Here is a 19,298-nt window from a genome sequence, read left to right as displayed (position 1 = left end):
GTGGGACCGGGCGAAGCTCGGGAAGAGGCCCGTCCAGGCCACCGCGTCGTTCGCTTCCCGAGCTGCGCCCGGTCCCACAGGGATATTCCCGGGCTTATGCGTCCAGCCACACCTGCTCGGCGAACATGTAGCCCATGAAGCCGCCCAGCGGGTTGCTGCCGTAGCCCTTGATGCGCGCATCCACGCCGTCGATGTTGCTGATGAACACCGGAATGCCGATGCCGCAGTGGTCATGCACCAATGTCTGCATGTCCTTGTACATCTGGCTGCGCTTGGCGTCGTCGGTCTCGCCACGGGCCAGCATCAGCAACTGGTCGAACTGCTCGTTTTTCCAACCCGACTCGTTCCACGGCGCCGAGGACTGGAAGAACTGCGAGAAGATGATGTCGGCATTGGGGCGCGGGTTGATGTTGCCGAAGCTGATCGGGTGCTTCATCCAGTGGTTGGACCAGTAGCCATCAGGCGGCAGGCGGTTGACGGTCAGGTCCAGGCCGGCCTGTTTGGCCGACTGTTGCAGCAGCACCGCCATGTCCACGGAGCCGGTGGCTGCAGGCGACGCCACCAACGGCATCTTGACGCTGGACATGCCGGCTTTCTTCAACAGGAAGCGCGCCTTGTCCGGGTCGTACGGGGTTTGCGGCAGGTCGGCGTTGTAGTAACGCGAACCGGGGGCAATCGGGTGGTCGTTGCCCACCACCGCGTAGCCACGGAACACCGCCGATTTCACCTGTTCGCGGTCCAGCAGGTATTTCATGGCCTGGCTGAAGTCGGCGTTCTGAGTGGGCATCTGGTCCTGGCGCAGGATCATGTCGGTGTAGTTGCCCGATGGCGCGTCCACCACTTTATGCCCGGCACTGGCGCTGATGCGGCTGGTGGAACGCGGGTTGACCTCGTTGATCATGTGCACGTCGCCCGACAGCAGCGCGTTGACCCGCGACGGCTCGTCCGAGATTGCGATGAATTCGATCTGGTCCAGGTACGGCAGGCCCGGCTTCCAGTAGTTGGCGTTGCGCACGGCCACCGAACGCACGCCGGGGCGGAATTCCTTGACGGTGAACGGGCCGGTGCCGATGCCCAGGTTGAAGTCGGTGGTGCCGGCCGGCACGATCAGCAGGTGCGATACGGCCAGGATCGACGGCAGCTCGGCGTTGGGCGCGGTCAGCTTGATCTGCACTTCCAGCGGGCCGGTGGCCTTGATTTCGGCGAACTGCTCCATCAGCGGCATCACTTTGGAGCCGGTGGCCGGGTCTTTGTGACGGGTCAGGGAGAACACCACGTCATCGGCGGTCAGCGACTTGCCGTTGTGGAAGGTGACGCCGCTGCGCAGGGTGATGATCCACAGGCTGGCGTCGGTGTGGTCGATTTTCTCGGCCAGTTCCAGTTGCGGCACCAGGTGGGAGTCGAATCGGGTCAGGCCGTTGTAGAACATGTACTGGCGGGCGTAGTCGGTGGACAGCGCGCCCTTGGCCGGGTCCAGGGTGTCGGCGGTGGACGAGGACATGCCCGCCACGCGGATGCTGCCGCCCTTCTTGCCCACGGTGGCCGGGCCGGCGTCGGCCTCGGCGGCGAATACAGAACCGGCACCGCCCAGCAGGCCACCCACACTGCTGGCCATGATCCCGGCCACACCCAGCATACGCAGCGCTTCACGGCGCGACATGCCACGGTTCAAACCCTCGAAGATACGCACGCTGTCCTGGCCGGTGATGAGCTGGGACTCGACCTTTTTGTCTGTCATGTCTGTTCTACCTGTCGAAAATCGGGTTACACGAAGGGCTCGCGGATGGCCGCGAACGTGCTTGAAGCGAAAGCAGGTTTATCAGTGCAAATGGTCCTGAAGCCGGTACCAGGCGCCGACCAGAGGCAAAAACCAGGGCTTGCCGAAATGCCCGGGGATGGCCGGCCATTCCAGTTCGCGCCACGGGTTGGCCGCCGCGTTGCCGCCCATCACATCGGCCATCACCCCGCCCATGTGCACCGACATCTGCACGCCATGGCCGCTGTAGCCCATGGCGTGGTAAACGCCGTCGTGCTGGCCGGCGCGTGGCAGGCGGTCGGCGGTCATGTCCACAAGGCCCCCCCAGCAATAGTCGATGCGCACGCTGGCCAGTTGCGGGAACATCTGCGTAAGGGCTGCGCGCAGTATCTCGCCGCTCTTGGCGTCGGAGCGCGGGCTGGACATGGCGAAGCGCGCCCGGCCGCCGAACAGCAGGCGGTTGTCGGGGGTAACGCGGAAGTAGTTGCCGATGATGCGGCTGGTGACGTACGAACGTTGCGCCGGCACCAGCCGCGCCAGCAGTTCCTGGGGCAGCACCTGGGTGACGATGATGAAGCTGCCCACCGGCGCCATGCGCCGGCGGTACCAGTTAAGGTCGCCCACTTGCGAAGCACCCGAGGCCAGCAACAGCTGCTTGGCCTGCACGGTGCCGCGCGCGGTGTGCACCTGGTAGCCGCCCGCCTTGGCTTGCCACTGGCTGACGGCAGCATTTTCGTAAATCATTGCGCCCTTGCGCGCCGCCGCCTCGGCCAGGCCCACGCCGAAACGGCCGACGTGCATCTGCACGCCGTTGCGTTGCAGCAGGCCGCCGTGAAACTGGTCCGAATCCACCTCGTCGCGCACCTGGGCCGCCGTCAGCAACTCGACGTCGGGGTCCACTTCGCGGCGGATCAATTCATAGGTCTTGGCCAGGCCTTCGTAATGCTGCGGCTTGGCCGCCAGTTTGAGTTTGCCGTTGCGCTGCAGCTGGCAGTCGATGCCTTCGCTGCGCACAATGCCATCGACGCTGGCCACCGCGCTTTCATAGGCCTGGTAAAACGCCCGTGCCTGGGCAGGCCCCAACTTGGCCGACAGCGCCGCGTAATCCTGGGCCACGCCGGTGTTGCACTGGCCGCCGTTGCGCCCCGATGCCTCGCCGATCACCCGGCCCGCTTCCAGTACCGCCACGCTCGCGCCCTTCATGGCCAGGGCGCGGGCCGCGGCCAGGCCGGTAAAGCCGCCACCGACGATGGCCACGTCTACCTGCCCTTCCACGGGGCCTGCCTGGCCTAGGCCAAAGGCGGGCGCGGTGTCCAACCAGTAGGATTCACTGCTCATGTCTTGCTCCTGCGGGCCACGGGTGATGGAGGGCTGCCACGGCGGCGACAGCCCCTGGGCAATCGGTCAGAGACCGACCAGGCCTGGCAGGCCGCCGATGTCGGCGATCTGGTTGTACTCGTAGCTGGCGTTGGCGGCCGGCTCGTGGCCACGGGCGACGAAGGCCTTGTTCTTGATGCCCATGTCGTGGGCCGAAAACAGGTCGTAGCGGAAGCTGGACGACACGTGCAGCACGTCTTCCGGGCCGCAACCCAGGTTGTCGAGCATGAACTCGAAGGCGGCCAGGCGCGGCTTGTAGACCTTGGCCTGGTCAGCGGTGAACACCTTGTGGAACGGCACGCCCAGCTTGTCGACGTTGGACATGATCTGCGAATCGCTGGCGTTGGAGAAAATCACCAGGGGGATCTTGTCGGCGATCTTGGCCAGGCCCGCGGTCACGTCCGGGTGTGGGCCCCAGGTCGGCACGGCGTCGTAGTACAGGCGCGCTTCGGCTTCCTTGAACGCCACGTTCCAGCGCTTGCAGGTGCGCTCCAGGGCGTTCTTGAGGATCACGTCGTAAGGCTGCCAGTCGCCCATCACTTCATCCAGGCGGTAGGCGGAGAACATCTTGACGAAGGCGTCCATGCGCTCGGCCGGCACGCGGTCGGCGAACAGCTCGCGGGTCATGGTGCCCATGTGGAAGTTGGTCAGGGTGCCGTAGCAGTCGAAGGTAATGAATTTGGGGCGTAGAAAGCTCATGGTGCCGTCCTGAGAGTTCGTGAAAGTGTTGGCGCAAGGGCCCTTGCAGCTATCCCCTGGAGGTGATGCCCTCCGTTGCGCAGCGACTTCATTACAACACTGTGAAATCAGCAGATGGCGTTTAAAGCGCAAGCTGGAAAACACAAAAAACCGTTTTGACGCGTTGCCGCAGCAGAGCGTGCTTTCTGCTCCACACGCGGGCAAAGGGCGAAAAAGTGCGCTGTTTTGGCCCCCAAATGCAGCGGTTGATGGCCAGCAGCAGCAGAATCTGCGCCCCACCCTGCCAATGCAAGACGGGCGCCAGAGTGCGTAACTGCCTTGTACAACAAGGGATTCAGGCCTTGTGCTTTATAGACGATGCGCGGCACACGTCAAAAACGCCGAAAACAGCCGATGCGTTGGCATAATCTGCTGGCGCCCTGCCCGGGCGCTCCGCCGCGCGACGACCCTGGCATTTGCTGCCGACCACAGGCGTTGGCGAAGCAGTTCCTGTGGCGGGCCTGCCTGCGCGCTGCACAATCTGCCGAATCGTGGCCGCCCCCTTGTCACCCTGCGGCGCAGGTGCGATACAAGGCGCCATTCGCGTTCATATCGGAGCCCGCCATGTCTACCTATCAGTACCGCCCCATGACCGCCGCCGACGTGCCGGCCGCCCATGCCTTGTCGGTGGCCCTCAAGTGGCCGCACCGCGCCCAGGACTGGGCCATGCTGCACAGCGTGGCCGACGGCTTCGTGGCCCTGGACCAGGATCGTGTCATCGGTTCGGCTTTTGCCTGTCATCAGGGGCCGTGGTCGACCATTGGCCTGGTGATTGTCAGCGATGAGTATCAGGGCCACGGCATTGGCCGGCGATTGATGGACCTGGCGCTGGACAGCATCGGGCCACGTACTGCCTTGCTCAATGCCACGCTGGCGGGGGCGCCGTTGTATCGCAAGATGGGCTTTGTGGAGTTCGGGCAGATCGAGCAACGCCAGGGCACGGTGATCGCCCCTACCCTTGCACAGGCTGGCCGCGTGCTGAGCGCTGCCGATCAACCGCGCCTGCTTGAGTTGGCCGATGCTGCAACCGGGCTGGATCGCGGCGAGGTGATGAAGGCCGTGTTCGCGGACATCGAGCAGGCCGTCGGTATTGATATTGACGGTAAGTTACAGGCCTTTGCCGCCATTAGACCGTTTGGTCGCGGCCGCTGCATCGGGCCGGTGGTGGCGCAGAACGTCGAGCAGGCGCAGCAGTTGATTGCGCAGCTGCTGGCGCCGCTGAACGATGCCTTCGTGCGCATCGACATCCCCGTGGGCTGCGGCCTGGAAGCATGGCTGGACGGTGTCGGGCTCAAAGGCGTCGACACCGTGGCGTGCATGAGCCGTGGCGAAATCCCCCAGGCGTCGGGCGGCGTGCAGACGTTCGCGCTGGTTACCCAGGCCATTGGTTGAATTGAATCGGAGACGTTTGAGCATGTCGCAACCTACTGCTGTATTGCTGGCCGATGCCAGCGGCCACGCCGACCTTGCTGCGGCCAGCGCCGATGCCTTGGTGGCCAATGATCCTTTTGCTGCAAGCCGGCGTATTGGCTATGCCGATGAGCGTTTTGCCGCGGGGGTGACCACGTTGCAGGGCACGCTCGAGGTGGCTGCATATCCGGTCAGTGAGATGCTGGTGGTGCATCGGGGGGCGTTGACCTTCACCGTTGCCGGTCAGACCGTGCGGGTGGGCTGCGGTGACAGTCTGGTGATTGCAGCGGGCACGGCGTTCAGCGTGCAGGCCAGTGCCGACACGCTGTGGGCCTGGTTCGCGGACATTCAACCAGAAGCCGATACCTCGCCCGGTTTGACCTTGCTGGACCCCCGCGCACACCTGAACCCGTCTTCGCCACCCGATGACCAGATCCTGATCGGCCCGGCGCCGCAGTGCCGTGCCAACAACCTGTTCGAGGCGGGTGCATTGCGCATCGGGGTGTGGGATTCGACGCCCTATGAGCGGCATGGCCGGGGGCATCTGTGTCATGAGCTGATGCAGGTGATCGAGGGCAGCGTGACGTTGCGCCTGGACGGTGGCGAGTTGCAGGTGAACGCTGGGGATACAGTGTTCGTGCCCAAGGGCGTGGCCTGCGCGTGGGTCAGCACCCAGTACGTACGCAAGTTCTACGCGGTGTCGTGACAGTACCGGCCTCATCGCGAGCAAGCTTTGCTCCCACAGTGCCGAGCCAGCCACCGGTGTAAGGCTCCCACAGTGTCAAGCGAACACTTTTGTCAGGCCTGACACTGTGGGAGCAAAGCTTGCTCGCGATGAAGGCGACGCGGTGCTGCGGATGCGCCGCGATCAGAAATCCTGTGCGGTGGGGCGCAGCACGATCTCATTGATGTCCACGTCCGCCGGTTGCTCGATGGCGTAGGCAATCGCCCGCGCTACCGACTCCGCCGGAATGGCCTGCTTGTAAAACTCCATCACCACGTCGGCACTCGGCTGATGCCCGCTGCCCAGTTTCAATTCCGAATCCACCGCACCCGGCTCAATGGTGGTGGTGCGGATGCTGCCACCCACTTCATGGCGCAAACCGTCGGAGATGGCGCGCACGGCGTACTTGGTGCCGCTGTACACCGAACCACCCGGGCTGAACACCTTGATGCCCGCCACCGACGAGATATTGATGAAGTGCCCGCTGTTCTGCTGTTCGAACACCGGCAACGCAGCGGCGATACCGTACAGCACGCCCTTGATGTTGATGTCGATCATGCGGTCCCACTCGTCAATGCGACGCTCGCGGATCGGCGAGATGGCCATCAAACCGGCGTTGTTGATCATCACGTCGACGCGGCCGAACTCGCTCAGCGCACCTTGCACCAACGTTTCCAGGTCTTGTTGGCGCGCTACGTCCACCGCGAACGCTGCCGCTTCACCGCCCGCCGCCTTGATTTCCTCGGCGATGGTTTGCAGACGCTCCAGGCGACGTGCGCCCAGTACCACCTTGGCACCCAGCGCCGCCAGGTGCCGTGCGGTGGCTTCGCCCAGGCCGCTGCTGGCGCCGGTAATGACCACGACCTTGCCTTGAATGTTGTTGCTCATGTCGGTCTTCCTTTCAGGGGGGAGTTGATGGAAGCGAGTGTGCGCCCATGCTTCCCTCCAGAAAATGGAAGAGTTAGGATTTGAGAATTCCACGTTATGGAACTAAAGGAGTGCCATGCTCAACCGCCTCGAACTGATGCGCATCTTCTGCGTGGCCGTGGAGTCGCCCACCTTCCGCGACGCCGCAACGCGCCTGGGCACCTCGCCACAGACCGTCACCCGCGCCATCAAGGAACTGGAGCGCAGCCTGGGCGAGATGCTGTTCCACCGCAGCACCCGCCAGGTGCACGTCACCGCCTTCGGCGCGCAGCTGGCCCAACAGGCCCGCGAGGCGCTGGACCAGGTGGACCGCCTGTTCATGACCCACGCCGACCGCCATGATGACGCCATCACTGGCCGCGTGGGCATCACCGCGCCTCACGCCATTGGCCGCCTGTACCTGGCCGATTTCCTCAAGCCGCTGATGCGCGACAACCACGGCCTGCGCATCGACCTGAGCCTGGATGACCAGCTCACCGACGCGGTGGCCAGCCAGATCGACATTGGCGTGCGCATTGGCGCCGTGCGCGACCGGCGTTACACCGCGCGTACTTTGGGGCATGTGCCGCTGATGATCGTTGCTGCGCCCGAGCTGCTGGCTGCCCGTGGCGTGCCCGGCAGTGTCGGGGCACTCAAGCAACTGCCGCTGTCGGTGCTGATCGACCGCAACAATGGCAGGCCCTGGCCGTGGGTGTTCGCCGATGGCGAGGCGCACCTGCCCGCCTCGCCGGCCTTTACCTGCGATGACCCGGAGACCGAGCGCGAGATGGTATTGGCAAGCTTGGCCCTGGCGCAGATGCCCAGTTACCTGGCCGAGCCGTACCTGGCGCAGGGCCGACTGGTGGAGGTGTTGCCCGAAGCGGCGCCGGCGCCGATGGAGTTGATTCTGTATCGCCCCCAGGTGGGGCCGGTGCCGCCACGGGTGCGGCTGGTGTATGACCATTTGCTGGCCTGTCTGTCGGACCCGGCCATGTTCCCGCATCAATAGACAAAGTCATGCCCCAGCTCGCTCTCCATCCACGCCAGAAACCGCCGCACCCTGGGGAAGCTTGAATGGGCCTTGGGGAACACCAGGTGATGGGCCGCCACCTGCGCGCTGAACGCCTGCGGCGCCACCTCCACCAGGGCGCCACTGTCCAGGTACTTGCGCGCCAGCAAGGTGCTTTCCAGGGCAAAGCCCTGCCCCAGGCTGGCGGCTTCCAGGGTCATGTACGAGCGGTCGAAGCTCAGGGTGTAGGGCTTTTCCGGCAGCGCCAGGCCCTGCTGGGCAAACCATTCGGGCCATTTAAGCAGGGTGGTTTCCGACAGGATCAGCTCGCAGTCGAGCAGGTCGGCTGCCCGGCCGATGGGCCGTTGCGCGAGCAATGAGGGTGCCGCCAACACCGCCAGCGATTCGTTGCGCACGGAGCGCACCTCGTAGCTGGGCCAGTTGGGCCGGCCGTGGCGCACGTCCACGTCGATCTTGTCGCGGCTGAAATGCAGCGCTTCATAGGAGCACGACAGGTTGATCTGAATATCCGGATGGCTGCTGCGGAACGCCTCCAGGCGCGGCATCAGCCACAGCAGGCCGAAACTGGGTGACGAGTGCAGGCGCAGGCAATCGAGGCTGACGTCGCTGGCCGCCCGCTCGGTGGCCACCGCCAGGGTCTGCAGGATGCCGGAGACCTCCTTGAGGTACTGCTCGCCCACCGGCGTCAGGCTGACGCCGCGGGCGGCGCGGGTGAACAGTTGGCGGCCGATCATGGCTTCCAGCTTGGCCAGTTGGTGACTGACTGCCGAGGGCGTCAGGTCGAGCATTTCGGCGGCGCGGGCGACGTTGCCGAAACGGGCGGTCTGTTCGAAGGCCTGAATGGCTTTCAGCGGTGGCAATACCGGGAGCGCGGGGCTGCCTGGCTGCATGGTCAACACCTCATTGTTTTTATGTGGGTTTATTCAAGCACCGGAAGCGCCACCTCGCGAGTGCTGAATTTTTTTCAGCAGCGAATGATTTTTCGCGCATTGCTCACCCCACTACCCCGGTCCAAGCTGAGGCATCGATTGGCACAATCGAGCCCATAACAACAATCAGGGGTATCGCTCATGCTGCTACAAGGGAAAGTCGCACTCATCACTGGCGCCGCCTCGGCCCGCGGCATTGGCCGCGCCACCGCCGCCACCTTCGCTGCCCAGGGCGCCAGGGTCATCATCCTCGACCTGGACGAATCCGCCGCCCGCGATGCCGCCGCCAGCCTAGGCGACGGTCATCTGGGCCTGGCCGCCAACGTCGCCGATGAAGGCCAGGTCAACCAGGCCGTGGCGCGGGTGATCGAGCACTTTGGTCGCCTGGACGTGCTGGTCAACAACGCCGGCATCACCCAACCGCTCAAGACCCTGGACATTCGCGGCGGCGACTACGACAAGGTGCTGGACGTGAGCCTGCGCGGCACCTTGCTGATGTCCCAGGCCGCGATCCCGCACATGCGCAAGCAGAAAAGCGGCAGCATCGTGTGCATGTCCTCGGTGTCGGCCCAGCGCGGCGGCGGCATCTTCGGCGGCCCCCACTACAGCGCCGCCAAGGCCGGCGTGCTGGGCCTGGCCAAGGCCATGGCGCGCGAGTTGGGGCCTGACCAGGTGCGGGTCAACTCCATCGCCCCGGGGTTGATCCACACCGACATCACCGGCGGCCTGCTGCAGGACGAGCGCCGCCACGCCATCATCGAAGGCATCCCCCTGGGCCGCCTGGGCAGCGCCCAGGACGTGGCCAACGCCGCGCTGTTCCTGGCCAGCGACCTGTCCAGCTATTTGACCGGCATCACCCTGGACGTCAACGGCGGCATGTTGATCCATTGACCGTATGAGCCGACCTTGCTCGCGATCGCGCCTGGCCTGATACAACGCAGCGCCTGCATCGCGACCAAGGTCGGCTCCTACCGGGCATGGCTGTGGTCGTCATCCTCATAACAACAAGAGATCAGACCATCATGACAACTCTATCGCTGGAAGCGGTCGTGACCGCGCGTTCCAACGCCTACCGCAAGACGGCGTGGCGACTGATGCCGTTCCTGATGCTGTGCTACCTGTGCGCCTACCTGGACCGCGTCAACGTCGGCTTCGCCAAGCTGCAGATGATGAACGACCTGGCCCTGAGCGAAGCGGTCTACGGCCTGGGCGCCGGGATGTTCTTCATCGGCTATTTCCTCTGTGAAGTGCCCAGCAACCTGATCCTGCACCGCGTCGGCGCGCGGCGCTGGATAGCCCGCATCATGATCTCCTGGGGCGTCATCTCGGCGCTGTTCGCCTTCGTCGAAACCGCCTGGCAGTTCTACGGCCTGCGCTTTCTACTGGGGATCGCCGAGGCCGGGCTGGCGCCGGGGCTGCTGCTGTACCTGACGTACTGGTTCCCCTCGTACCGCCGGGCGCGCATGACCGTGCTGTGGTTCATCGCCATCCCGCTGTCGGGGATGATCGGCGGGCCGCTGTCGGGCCTGATCATGGCCAAGTTCGCAGGTTTTCATGGCTGGACCGGCTGGCAATGGATGTTCGTGATCGAAGCCATCCCCACGGTACTGGTGGGCCTGCTGGTGCTGGGCTACCTGAAGGACGGCGTCGACCAGGCCACCTGGCTGCGCGACGACGAGAAGCAGATGATCAAGGCCGAGCTGGCCGAGGATGACAGCCGCAAGGTGACCCATGCCTCGGTGGCCGCGTTCATCGGCGACCGGCGCCTGTGGCTGCTGGCGGCCATCTATTTCTGCGTGGTGATGGGCCAGTACGCCCTGACCTTCTGGCTGCCCACGCTGATCCGCAACGCCGGCGTCTCCGACCCGCTGCACATCGGCCTGGTCACCAGCCTGCCGTACCTGTGTGCCATCGCCGCCATGCTGCTGATGGGCCGCAGCGGCGACAAACACCGCGAGCGCCGCTGGCACCTGATCATCCCCATGCTCGCCGGTGCCCTGGGCTTGACCCTGGCCGCGCTGATGAGCACCAGCCTGTTGTTTTCCACCCTGAGCCTGTGCCTGGCCGCCGCCGGCGTGCTGTCGGCCTCGTCGCTGTTCTGGATGCTGCCCACCACCCTGCTGGGCGGTGTGTCGGCGGCGGCGGGCATCGCCGGCATCAACAGTTTCGCCAACCTGGCGGGGTTCTGCTCGCCGTACCTGATCGGCTGGGTCGCCACCACCACCGGCTCCAGCGCCATCGGCATGTACCTGATCACCGCTGTGCTGTGCCTGGGGGCGTGGCTGGTGCTGCGCATCCCGGCCGCCTCGGTCAACCGTTGAATCAATGGAGTGTTCACCATGACAGTCACTGCCTCACCCGCATCATCCCCGTCGCTGGCGCAACGCGCCTTCAATATCCGCCGCAATGCCCTGCGCATGGGCCAGGTGCAGGGCCAGGGTTACGTGGGCCAGGCCCTGGGCGCCGCCGACCTGCTGGCCGTGGCCTATTTCCACGCCCTGAACTACCAGCCCCACAACCCGGAGTGGGAAGCCCGGGACCGCTTCTACCTGTCCATCGGCCATTACGCCATTGCCCTGTACGCCGCGTTGATCGAAGCCCAGGTCATCCCGCTCGACGAGCTGGAAAGCTATGGCTGCGACGACAGCCGCCTGCCCATGTCGGGCATGGCCGCCTACACCCCGGGCATGGAGATCACCGGCGGGTCCCTGGGCCACGGCCTGGGGATTGCCGTGGGCGCGTGCCTGGGCCTGAAGCGCAAACAGTCGGCGTCCTTCGTCTACAACCTGCTGTCGGACGGCGAATTGAACGAAGGCTCGACCTGGGAAGCCGCGATGTCGGCGTCCCACTGGAAGCTGGACAACCTGATCGCGGTCATCGACGTCAACAATCAGCAGGCCGACGGCCACAGCAGTCAGATTCTGGCGTTTGAGCCCATCGTCGATCGCTGGCAGGCGTTTGGCTGGTTCACCCAGCGGGTCGATGGCAATGACATCGACGCCCTGGTCAAGGCCTTCGACGCCGCCCGCAACCACAGTGGCGCGCAACCGCGGGTGATCATCTGCGACACGCGCATGGGCAAGGGCGTGGACTTTCTGGAAAACCGCGAGAAAACCCACTTTATCCGCGTTGACGAACATGAATGGCAAGTGGCGCTGGACAACCTGCAGATGGGGAGCAACCAATGAGCACGGCGAACACCACCACCGGCGCCAAGCGCCTGACCACCTCGGCGATGATCGCCTCGATTGCCGCCGAGGGCCAGGCCACCCGCCCGGCCCCCTTCGGCCATGCGCTGGCGGCGCTGGCCGAACAGCGCGCCGACATTGTCGGCTTGTCGGCCGACCTGTCCAAGTACACCGACCTGCACATCTTCGCCAAGGCCCACCCCGAGCGCTTCTACCAAATGGGCATGGCCGAACAACTGCTGATGAGCGCCGCCGCCGGCATGGCCCGCGAAGGCTTCGTGCCGTTTGCCACCACGTATGCCGTGTTTGCCTCGCGCCGCGCCTATGACTTCATCTGCATGGCGATTGCCGAGGAGCACCTCAACGTCAAGATCGTCAGCGCCCTGCCCGGCCTGACCACTGGCTACGGCCCCAGCCACCAGGCCACGGACGACCTGGCGATCTTCCGCGCCATGCCCAACCTGATGGTCATCGACCCCTGCGACGCCCTGGAAATCGAGCAGGCCGTGCCCGCCATCGCCGCCCACCAGGGCCCGGTGTACATGCGCCTGTTGCGGGGCAACGTGCCGCTGGTGCTGGACGAATACGGCTACCAGTTTGAAATCGGCAAAGCCAAGACCCTGCGCACCGGCAACGATGTGTTGATGATCAGCACAGGGCTGATGACCATGCGCACCCTGGAGGCGGCTGAGCAGTTGCGCGCTGACGGCATTGATGTGGCGGTGTTGCATGTGCCCACCATCAAACCGCTGGATGCGGCGACCATTTTGGCCGAGGCGCGCAAGCCGGGGCGGCTGGTGGTGACGGCGGAAAACCATTCCATCGTCGGCGGTCTGGGTGAAGCCGTGGCGGGCTTGCTGATGCGCAGCGGCGTGACGCCGACCTTCCGCCAGATCGCGCTGCCGGATGCATTCCTCGACGCGGGGGCGTTGCCCACGCTGCATGATCGCTATGGCATATCGACGAAAGCCGTGTGCGCCCAGATAAAAGCCTGGCTGTAGCAAACAACGCAAACCTGTAGCCGCTGCCGCCAGGCTGCTGGCCCTTATGTGCACTGCCCATCTGCAGCCAGGCACAGGGCCCGCGCAGCCTCGCGGCAGCGGCTACGGTTTGCGTCCGCGAGATGTCATGTAAATGAAATATTTCCCACCTACCATCTGCTGGATGACCGCTATATTGCAGTTTCAAGACAACGCCGACGACACAGGGAGTAAGTGATGCAATCGTCTCTTGATGAGCTTCGCCAGCAGATTCAGCGCGCAGAACCCATCCTCAAGCGTCTGGACGTGGAGATGGAAGGCCTGGACTTCGACCCGCTGGTGCCCGCCAGTGTCGCGGCGGCCAACGCCACGGTCTCCCACCTGATCGACACCCTGCTGGCCGGCTTTGCCGCCAACCCCATCCTCGGCCCCCTGGCCCGCGAACTGGAAACCCAGTACCTGGACGGCATTCAGGCCCGGGTCAACGACGCCAACAAAAAACGTCGTGCGCAGTTAATCCACGCGTAAGCCTCAGGCCGCCACGTCGGCCGCGCAGCGTTTAAGCAAGGTGCGGATGGCCCCGCGCACCTTGCGCTTGTGCACGTGCTTGGCCTTGAACCAGCGGCAGTCTTCGATCTCATTGCCGGGACGCGGCTTCTGCGGCAGGGTCAGGGTGGCTTCGAACAGGAAGTGGATGACCTTGTCCTGCTGGTATTCGGACACGTAGGCCAACTGCTCGAAGGCCAGCCCGGTTTCCTCCACCATTTCACGCAAGGCCGCCTGCAACGGGGTTTCGTCGCGCTCCACGCGCCCGCCCGGCAGGTTCCATTTGGCCTTGCGCTTGCGCACGAACAGGATCTGATTGTCGCGACGGTAAATCACCGTGGCGCGGCGTTTCATGCCTTTGTTGGCGACTTCAGTGGCTTCCATTGCCCCCATAGTGATTCCCTCCTGTCTCGCGGACCATAGACGTTGCGACGATAGTGCCCCGCCAACGTGTCGATATGATGACCATGTAGCCGCTGCCGAAGGCTGCGCTGGCCCTGATGTGCCCCGACGATTTGCGGGGTTCACACCGGCCGGCGCAGCCTGTGGCAGCGGCTACATGTGCTTTTGCGAACGATTCGCACGTCGTAGGGATCATCACCTTGGAGTTGCCCCCTCATGCCGTCGCCGAAAACCCTGCCCACCGCCCTGCTGGGCCTGGCCCTGGCCTGCCCGCTGGTGGCCGATGCCCAGGACATGGAACTGGGGGAGGTGCTGATTCGCGATCAGGATCAGAGCGGTGAAGGCCAGTCCATCGAGGACGCGGCCGCGCAGTTGGCCAAGGTGCCCGGCGGCACCAACGTGGTGGACATGCGCCGGCCGTTGCAGGGCCGCGTGGCCAGCAATCAGGACGTGCTGGCCTACCAGCCCGGCGTTTACGCGCAGTCGGCCGGCAATGAAGGCGTGAAGATTTCCATCCGCGGCTCGGGCATCAACCGCGCGCCCGGCGCCCATGCCTCGGGCCTTTACGCCATGCTCGACGGCCTGCCGCTGACCGGCCCCGGCGGTACGCCCTACGAGCTGCTGGAGCCACTGTGGCTTGAGCGCGTGGACATCATGCGCGGCGCCAACGCCTTCGACCGGGGCGGCCTGGCGCTGGGCGGTGCCATCGACTACATCAGCCACACCGGCTACGACTCGCCGCTGCTGCAAGTGCGCTATGCCATGGGCAGCCATGATTACCGCCAGCGGCAGATCAGCTCCGGGCAGGTGCTGGGCGACTTCGATTACTACATCGCCGTGACCGACGCCCGCTCGGACGGTTATCAGGACCACACCGCCAGCACCAGCCAGGGCGTGATCGCCAACTTCGGCTATCGCTTCAACCCCAATCTGGATACGCGCTTCTACATCCGTCACCGCGAGACCGACAACGAACTGGCTGGCCGGGTGACCAAGGATTCCATCGAGCATCACGCCCAGGCGGCCAACCCGACCTATGCAGCTCGCGACTACCAGCGTGACGAGCCGGGTAGCACTTTTATCGGCAACAAGACCACTTACTACATTGACGATGACTCCAGTATCCAGACGGGTCTTGTCTATCACGACTACCCGATGGACCTGCGCGAAGGCCCCAACCGGTTGAAGGTGGCCTATACCGACGTCAGCGGCACCTTCGACTACAAGCGCCATGACACCCTGTGGGGCCTGGACAGCAACAGCACCGTGGGGCTGCGCGTGACCAAGCACCTGCCCAATGACGGTGCCAGCGAGTTCGTGCGTATCCCCACCGGCAACACGGCGGGTTATGCGCCCGGCACGCGCATCCGCAACTTCACCTATCAGGGCTCGGACACAGTCCTGCATTTCAGCAACGACCTGGAGGTGGCCGACAACCTGTGGCTGACCACCGGCATCGCCGCCATCTACACCCGTCGTGAAAGCGCCGTCACCTACCCCGAGGGCGGTGGCAAGACCAGCCTGCACGACTGGGACTATGCACCGCGCCTGGGCCTGCGCTATCAGTTGACGCCGGATGTGCAGCTGTTTGGCAACCTCAGTCGTTCCGTTGAGGCGCCGCATCCTTGGTCGATGATCTACAGCGCCAATCAAAAGTTCGACAGCGGCGTGGCCAAAGGCGCCCAAAGCGTACCCGTGGCCTTGCACAACCAGACCGCCACCACCCTGGAAATCGGCGGCCGCGGCGACAGCAGCCTGGGCCAATGGAGCCTGGCCTGGTACTACGCCCAGGTGCGCCACGAACTGCTGTCGGTACTGCCCGACGCCAGCGCCGTCACCCCATACGAACTCAACGCCAGCCCCACCGTGCACCAGGGCGTGGAAGCCAGCCTGACCAGCACCCTGTGGTCGCGCGAAGGCGTGGGCGCCCTGAGCCTGCGCCAGGCCTACACCTTCAGCGACTTCCATTACCGCAACGACGACCAGTTCGGCAGCAACCGCCTGCCGGGGTTGCCGATGCATTACTACCAGGGCGAGTTGCGCTACGACTGGCCGCAAGGATTCTTCGTGGCGGGCAATACGCAACTGGTGTCCAAGGTGGCGGTGGATTACGCCAACAGCTACTACGCCGATGCCTACGCGCTATTCGGCGCCAGCGTGGGCTACAACGCGCCCAAGGGCGACTGGCAGACCTGGGTGGATATACGCAACCTGACCAACCAGCACTACGCGGCCACGGTGACGCCGGGGTATGACGACAAGGGGGTGGATGCAGCGCGCTCCACGCCGGGCGAAGGGTTGGGGGTTTACCTGGGGGTGTCCTGGAGCCTTCGCTAGCGGCCTACACCTGTAGCCGCTGCCGAAGGCTGCGCTGGCCCCGTTCCCCACTGCAGATGTCCAGAGATCACACCGGCCAGCGCAGCCTGGCGGCAGCGGCTACGGGATTTGCGTTGCCAGTACTTGTTCGGCGGTATTGAGGTCGTCGAGCGAGTCGATGTCGAGGGCTATGCCGATATCATCGACCGATAGGTCTAATACCCTGCCCGCCTGCCGATAAGCGCGGACGATGGCCGCCGCGCCGCTGTCACCGGTCAGTGCGCTGAGCGCTGCGAAGCACTCGGCGGGGAAGGCAACCGGGTGGCCGCGGCGGCTTTGGTAATGGGGTAGCACCACGGTGTCGGGCCGCACAGCGGCGGCCACCTGGCGAATCGAATCGGCGGTGATCAGCCCCAGGTCGCCCGGCAGAATCAGCCAGCCGCTGGCATCGGGTGTGGCCTTTACGCCACGGGCGATGGAGTCGCCCATGCCGCTGTTGTCACCCTGGGGGCGCACCACGTAAGCGTCCAAGCCGGTTTCGGCGACGGCGGCCAGCACCCGCTGCAACACGGGGATGCCGCCCAGCAGGGCATCGAGTTTGTGGGTGCTGCCGCCGGAGGCCCGGTAGCGCTCGCCGCGGCCGGCGGCGAGGATGATGATGGTGGCAGCCACGGGAGTGCTCCATTGGATGTATGAGGCTCACGATCGGCGTCGTTTTCATCGCGACCAAGGTCGGCTCCTACACCGATCGGCGTAGGAGCCGACCTTGGTCGCGATGGGGCCTAGCCAGACACCATCAACTTCTCTTTGGTAATGGGCAAATCACGCACCCGCTTGCCCGTGGCATGGTACACGGCATTGGCCACCGCTGCCGCAAGCCCGGTGATGCCGATCTCACCAATGCCCCGCGCGCCGAACTCGCTCATGTTCAGGTCGGGGTAATCGAGCAGCATCACGTCGATCTCGGGCTGGTCGGCATGCACCGGCACCACGTATTCGGCGTAGTTGTTGTTGGCCGGCAACCCCGTGCGCGGGTCGTGCTCGCCAGCCTCGAACAACGCCATGCCGATGGCCATGACAATCGCGCCTTCCACCTGGTTGCGCGCCGCCAGGGGGTTGACCACCTTGCCCACGTCAATGGCGCTGACCACCCGCGCCACGTGAAGGCGCGAGATGCCCGGGTCCCAGCGCACTTCGACAAAATGCGCGCCGAAGGAGCGGAACGAGTACTTGTCGTTCTTGGCGGCGTCGTTGTGGAAGAAGCCTTCGGCGCGGGCCAGGCGCTGCTTGTCCAGCACCTGGCCGAAGCTGGCCTGCTGGCCGCCGTGCTGCAGATGACCGTCCTTGATCGTCACCTCTTCTGCCTTGGCCCCGGCGAATACCCCGCCCGGTGCCACGGACCATTCCTGCAATTGCGCCAACGCCTTGCGGGTGGCGCCGGCCACGGCCGGCATGACGCTGGCGGTCAGCCAACTGCCGCCGGACAAGGTGCCCGGTGGCAGCGCCGAGCTGCCCAGTTCTACCTCGATGCGCTCCAGGGGCAACCCGGTCAGCTGGCTCACGGTCTGGGCGACGATGGTGTAGGTGCCGGTGCCGATGTCCTGCACCGCCGACTGCACCAGGGCGCTACCGTCGGCACGCAGAATCACCCGCGCCTCGGTGGGCATCTGGAAGGCCTCCCAGTTACAGGCGCCCAGGCCGTAGCCGATGATCTGATCGCCGTCACGCATGGCGCCGATCGTGGGGTTGCGGTCGTGCCAACCGAAGCGTTGCGCAGCCTGTTCCAGAGCCTCGGGCAAATGGTTGCTGGACCAGGGCAGGCCCTGGCTTTCATCCTGGGTGGCCAGGTTGAGCTGACGGAATTTCAGCGGGTCCATGCCCACGGCCAGGGCCATTTCGTCGATCGCCGATTCCAGCGCGAACAACCCCGGCGCTGCGCCCGGGGCGCGCATGGAGGTGGGCGTGCCGCGGTTGACCGGGCTGTTGTTGTGGGACACCAGCACGTTGGGGCAGCTGTACAGGCTTTGGGTCACCGAGCCACAGGTTTCGGTGTAGCTGTCCAGGGTCGAGGTGCTGTTGTACGACTCGTGCCGGATCGACACCAGCTTGCCCTGGGCATCGGTGGCCAGGCGCAGCCGTTGGCGGGTTTCCGGGCGGTGGCCGACGGTGGTGAACATCTGGGCGCGCGGCAGCATCAACTGCACCGGCCGGCCGGTGGCCTTGGCGGCCGCGCAGGTGGCCACCGAGTGCGGCCAGGGCCACAGCTTGCCGCCGAATCCGGAGCCGATGAAGGGCGCCCGTACCTCTACCCGTTCGGGCGGCAGGTCGAAGACGTTGGCCAGCATGTTGCGGTGGTTGACCACGCCCTGGGTGCTTTCATACAGGTACAGGCGGCCGTCCTGCCACCAGGCCGTGGTGGCGTGCATTTCCATGGGGTTATGCACTTCCACCGGGGTGGTGTAGGTCTGGTCCAGTTGATGCGGCGCGCCGTCAAACGCCGTGGGCGGGTCGCCGCGGTGGTGGCCCTTGCCGCCGTCCTTGGAGCCGTGCAGGCGCAAGGCCTGTTCGAGGTCCTTGGTGGGCTCGAGGGTTTCATAGTCGACTTTGACGCGGTAGGCCGCCGCCCTCGCCTGCTCGAAACTCTCGGCCACCACTAGCGCCACGAACTGGCCGGGGTAAGAGACCACGTCGTCCTCGAACGGCAGGCGATGTTCGTCGGCCTTGCTGGCCGTGAGCACGTCCTTGAGCGGCGCGTTGGGCGTGCGATGCAGCGCTTCCATATTGCCGTGGTGCAGCACGGTGACCACGCCGGGCATCTGCCGCGCCTGGCTATCGTCCAGCTGGCGAATGCGGCCGCTGGCCACCGTGCTGTACACCCCGTAGGCGTACAGCAGGCCGGGCATGGGGTGGTCGGCGGCGTAACGGGCGGCGCCGCTGACTTTTTGCCGACCGTCGACGCGACGGGTCGGGGTACCGATGATAGGGTCGCTCATCAC

General features: G+C 65.1%; 17 protein-coding genes. 9 read left to right on the top strand and 8 right to left on the bottom strand.

Features of this window, described 5'->3' with window-relative positions:
* Positions 1–94 precede the first annotated feature (94 nt).
* From ACZ9GA_RS11335 to ACZ9GA_RS11325, 3 genes are all read right to left on the bottom strand, one after another.
* The gene (locus tag ACZ9GA_RS11335; protein ID WP_457362587.1) at positions 95–1,738 is read right to left on the bottom strand and encodes an ABC transporter substrate-binding protein; all 1,644 of its coding nucleotides are present in this window, start codon (positions 1,736–1,738) and stop codon (positions 95–97) included.
* 81 nt (positions 1,739–1,819) lie between these two features.
* Positions 1,820–3,094: an NAD(P)/FAD-dependent oxidoreductase gene (locus ACZ9GA_RS11330; RefSeq protein WP_457362588.1), complete on the bottom strand. Its 1,275-nt coding sequence runs from the start codon at positions 3,092–3,094 to the stop codon at positions 1,820–1,822.
* Positions 3,095–3,160: 66 nt separating this feature from the next.
* Positions 3,161–3,832, bottom strand: a complete 672-nt coding sequence (locus tag ACZ9GA_RS11325; RefSeq protein ID WP_455922556.1) for a haloacid dehalogenase type II — start codon at positions 3,830–3,832, stop codon at positions 3,161–3,163.
* A gap of 603 nt (positions 3,833–4,435) precedes the next feature.
* On the opposite strand from ACZ9GA_RS11325, the gene ACZ9GA_RS11320 reads away from it, so the two are divergent.
* Positions 4,436–5,263, top strand: coding sequence for a GNAT family N-acetyltransferase (locus ACZ9GA_RS11320; protein ID WP_476226457.1), 828 nt, complete (start codon positions 4,436–4,438; stop codon positions 5,261–5,263).
* Positions 5,264–5,285: 22 nt separating this feature from the next.
* Positions 5,286–5,987 carry a cupin domain-containing protein gene (locus tag ACZ9GA_RS11315; RefSeq protein ID WP_457362589.1) on the top strand — a complete coding sequence of 234 codons (702 nt, stop codon included), beginning with the start codon at positions 5,286–5,288 and terminating at the stop codon, positions 5,985–5,987.
* Positions 5,988–6,149: 162 nt separating this feature from the next.
* Here ACZ9GA_RS11315 and ACZ9GA_RS11310 read toward each other — a convergent pair whose 3' ends face one another.
* Positions 6,150–6,893 carry an SDR family oxidoreductase gene (locus ACZ9GA_RS11310; RefSeq protein ID WP_457362590.1) on the bottom strand — a complete coding sequence of 248 codons (744 nt, stop codon included), beginning with the start codon at positions 6,891–6,893 and terminating at the stop codon, positions 6,150–6,152.
* Positions 6,894–7,008: 115 nt separating this feature from the next.
* On the opposite strand from ACZ9GA_RS11310, the gene ACZ9GA_RS11305 reads away from it, so the two are divergent.
* Positions 7,009–7,920, top strand: coding sequence for a LysR family transcriptional regulator (locus ACZ9GA_RS11305; protein WP_457362591.1), 912 nt, complete (start codon positions 7,009–7,011; stop codon positions 7,918–7,920).
* Here ACZ9GA_RS11305 and ACZ9GA_RS11300 read toward each other — a convergent pair.
* Positions 7,914–8,831 carry a LysR substrate-binding domain-containing protein gene (locus ACZ9GA_RS11300; RefSeq protein ID WP_457362592.1) on the bottom strand — a complete coding sequence of 306 codons (918 nt, stop codon included), beginning with the start codon at positions 8,829–8,831 and terminating at the stop codon, positions 7,914–7,916. The genes ACZ9GA_RS11305 and ACZ9GA_RS11300 overlap by 7 nt on opposite strands.
* 180 nt (positions 8,832–9,011) lie before the next feature.
* Here ACZ9GA_RS11300 and ACZ9GA_RS11295 point away from each other — a divergent pair, with 180 nt between their 5' ends.
* The 5 genes from ACZ9GA_RS11295 to ACZ9GA_RS11275 all read left to right on the top strand — a co-directional run bounded on the left by ACZ9GA_RS11295 (position 9,012) and on the right by ACZ9GA_RS11275 (position 13,566).
* Positions 9,012–9,761, top strand: coding sequence for an SDR family NAD(P)-dependent oxidoreductase (locus ACZ9GA_RS11295; RefSeq protein ID WP_457362593.1), 750 nt, complete (start codon positions 9,012–9,014; stop codon positions 9,759–9,761).
* A 131-nt stretch (positions 9,762–9,892) separates the two neighbouring features.
* Positions 9,893–11,191 carry an MFS transporter gene (locus tag ACZ9GA_RS11290; protein ID WP_457362594.1) on the top strand — a complete coding sequence of 433 codons (1,299 nt, stop codon included), beginning with the start codon at positions 9,893–9,895 and terminating at the stop codon, positions 11,189–11,191.
* An 18-nt stretch (positions 11,192–11,209) separates the two neighbouring features.
* Positions 11,210–12,058, top strand: a complete 849-nt coding sequence (locus ACZ9GA_RS11285; protein WP_457362595.1) for a transketolase — start codon at positions 11,210–11,212, stop codon at positions 12,056–12,058.
* On the top strand, positions 12,055–13,059 hold the full coding sequence (locus ACZ9GA_RS11280) for a transketolase family protein (protein WP_457362596.1): 1,005 nt from the start codon (positions 12,055–12,057) through the stop codon (positions 13,057–13,059). The genes ACZ9GA_RS11285 and ACZ9GA_RS11280 overlap by 4 nt, the downstream gene beginning before the upstream one ends.
* 216 nt (positions 13,060–13,275) lie before the next feature.
* Positions 13,276–13,566, top strand: coding sequence for a hypothetical protein (locus ACZ9GA_RS11275; RefSeq protein ID WP_457362597.1), 291 nt, complete (start codon positions 13,276–13,278; stop codon positions 13,564–13,566).
* 3 nt (positions 13,567–13,569) lie between these two features.
* Here ACZ9GA_RS11275 and ACZ9GA_RS11270 read toward each other — a convergent pair whose 3' ends face one another.
* On the bottom strand, positions 13,570–13,977 hold the full coding sequence (locus ACZ9GA_RS11270) for an NUDIX hydrolase (protein WP_457362598.1): 408 nt from the start codon (positions 13,975–13,977) through the stop codon (positions 13,570–13,572).
* 225 nt (positions 13,978–14,202) lie between these two features.
* Between ACZ9GA_RS11270 and ACZ9GA_RS11265 the strand changes: the two genes are divergently transcribed.
* A complete protein-coding gene (locus tag ACZ9GA_RS11265; RefSeq protein WP_457362599.1) occupies positions 14,203–16,323 on the top strand; it encodes a TonB-dependent receptor family protein in 2,121 nt (706 codons plus the stop codon).
* A 99-nt stretch (positions 16,324–16,422) separates the two neighbouring features.
* Here ACZ9GA_RS11265 and ACZ9GA_RS11260 read toward each other — a convergent pair whose 3' ends face one another.
* Positions 16,423–16,974 (bottom strand): nucleotidyltransferase family protein, encoded by a 552-nt coding sequence (locus ACZ9GA_RS11260; RefSeq protein ID WP_457362600.1) that lies wholly within the window; start codon positions 16,972–16,974, stop codon positions 16,423–16,425.
* Between the two features lie 110 nt (positions 16,975–17,084).
* Positions 17,085–19,295, bottom strand: a complete 2,211-nt coding sequence (locus tag ACZ9GA_RS11255) for a xanthine dehydrogenase family protein molybdopterin-binding subunit (protein WP_457362601.1) — start codon at positions 19,293–19,295, stop codon at positions 17,085–17,087.
* Positions 19,296–19,298: the final 3 nt, after the last annotated feature.

The sequence above is a fragment of the Pseudomonas sp. TE3644 genome (assembly GCF_056278815.1).
Note: the sequence above shows the minus strand (reverse complement) of the source record. Positions and strands in the feature narration are given on the sequence as shown.